The organism is Psychrobacter sp. AOP5-GZ1-6, from assembly GCF_052376345.1.
Taxonomy (GTDB): Bacteria; Pseudomonadota; Gammaproteobacteria; order Pseudomonadales; family Moraxellaceae; genus Psychrobacter.
This window is the reverse complement of record NZ_JBQSVP010000245.1, coordinates 1-1,659: the sequence shown is the minus strand read 5'-3', so window position 1 is coordinate 1,659 and position 1,659 is coordinate 1. Positions and strand designations below refer to the sequence as shown.

Annotated in this window: 1 protein-coding gene; it reads left to right on the top strand. The window is 50.5% G+C overall.

Annotation, left to right across the window (positions count from 1 at the left end; translation table 11 throughout):
• Positions 1-65: 65 nt before the first annotated feature.
• A protein-coding gene (locus ACT3RN_RS15440; protein WP_225739169.1) for an IS3 family transposase occupies positions 66-1,621 on the top strand; the annotation gives its coding sequence in 2 pieces (ribosomal slippage) (positions 66-519 and positions 519-1,621; 1,557 coding nt in all).
• Positions 1,622-1,659: the final 38 nt, after the last annotated feature.

The following is a 1,659-nucleotide window of genomic DNA, read 5'->3' as shown; positions in this document are numbered from 1 at the left end:
CCCCCTATGGCAGGATAGTTGTCACCCCTAAAGAATAATCCAAATGGGGGCATCAAGGACACATCATGCCACGTTATAGTGAAGAGCGTAAACAAGCCATACTCAGCAAACTACAACCCCCAAGCAACATGAGCGTAGCCGAAGTTTCAAGAAGTGAAGGCATCGGATTACAGACCCTGTATAATTGGCGCAACGAGGCTCGACAACAAGGTCATCCCATGCCTGGACACAACAAAACCCCCGATGACTGGACCAGTGAGACCAAACTTGCCACCGTCATCGAGACTGCCGCCTTAAGTGAGAGTGAGCTTAGCGAATACTGCCGTAGCAAAGGTTTGTATGTTGAACAAATCAAAGCTTGGCGTGCTAATGCCCTACAAGGCTTCAGTCATAGCAAACCACAAAGCCTAAAAGACAAGCGTCAGCAGCAAGCGGATCGCAAACAGATCAAACAGCTCACCCGAGAGCTTGCTAGAAAGGAGAAGGCCTTAGCTGAAACTGCCGCTTTGCTGGTGCTCAGAAAAAAGTTGGAAGCGTTTTGGGAGGAGCACGAGGACGACTAACCTTGCTCCCTAAGCGCACACAGTACATAGATTGGATACAAGAGGCCAATGGATCAGGGGCCAGATTAACCTTGGCCTGTATTGAAGTTGGTATCAGCGTGCGTACCTATCGGCGCTGGTATAAAGCGGGTCAAGTGAGTGGTGACAAACGGTGTGATGCCGTGCGCCAAGCCCCGAGGAATAAACTGACACCGACTGAGCAAGCTGCGATTATAGCCGTCTGCAACCAGCCGCGCTTTGCCAGTCTACCGCCCACCCAGATCGTACCGACCCTGCTAGATGAGGGGGTGTACTATGGCTGTGAGTCCACCTTCTATCGCGTGCTAAAGCAGTACAATCAACTCAACCATCGTGGTCGAGCTTTGGCTCCTCGCGTATCCAAGGCACCACAAACCTTTACCGCCACAGGCCCAGGTCAGGTGTTCTGCTGGGACATCACCTATCTGCCAAGTCCAGTTCGTGGGCAGTTTTATTATCTGTATATGATAGAGGATGTCTATAGCCGTAAGATTGTCGGTCAAGAGGTGTATGACCACGAGTCAGGGGTATTAGCAGCTAAGCTGCTTGAGCGTACCCTAATCAGTGAAAATGCACTACATACGGGCGTGGTATTACACTCAGACAATGGGGCACCGATGAAAGCTCAAACCATGCGCATGAAAGCGTATGAGTTAGGCGTTGTGACGTCATACAGCAGACCGCGTGTGAGTAACGATAATCCGTTTGCAGAGTCTTTGTTTAAGACTTGCAAGTATCGCCCTAATTGGCCGACCGATGGCTTTAAAAGCTTAGAGGCGGCTCGTGACTGGGTACTGACTTTCACGCGCTGGTACAATGGCGAGCACAAGCACAGCCAGCTTAACTTTGTGACGCCCCATCAGCGCCATACGGGTGAGGATAAGGAAATACTGGCGAAGCGTCTGCTAACGATGGAGGCCGCTAAAGATAAAAACCCGATACGTTGGGGAACTCAAGAGGTGAGAAACTGTAAGCCTGTGGGTCCGACAACCCTAAACCCTGTAAAAGAACAACACCAAACGAGATTACAGGCCGCTTAATTCGGCTTGATGGTGACAACTACCTTGAAAAACTCCGA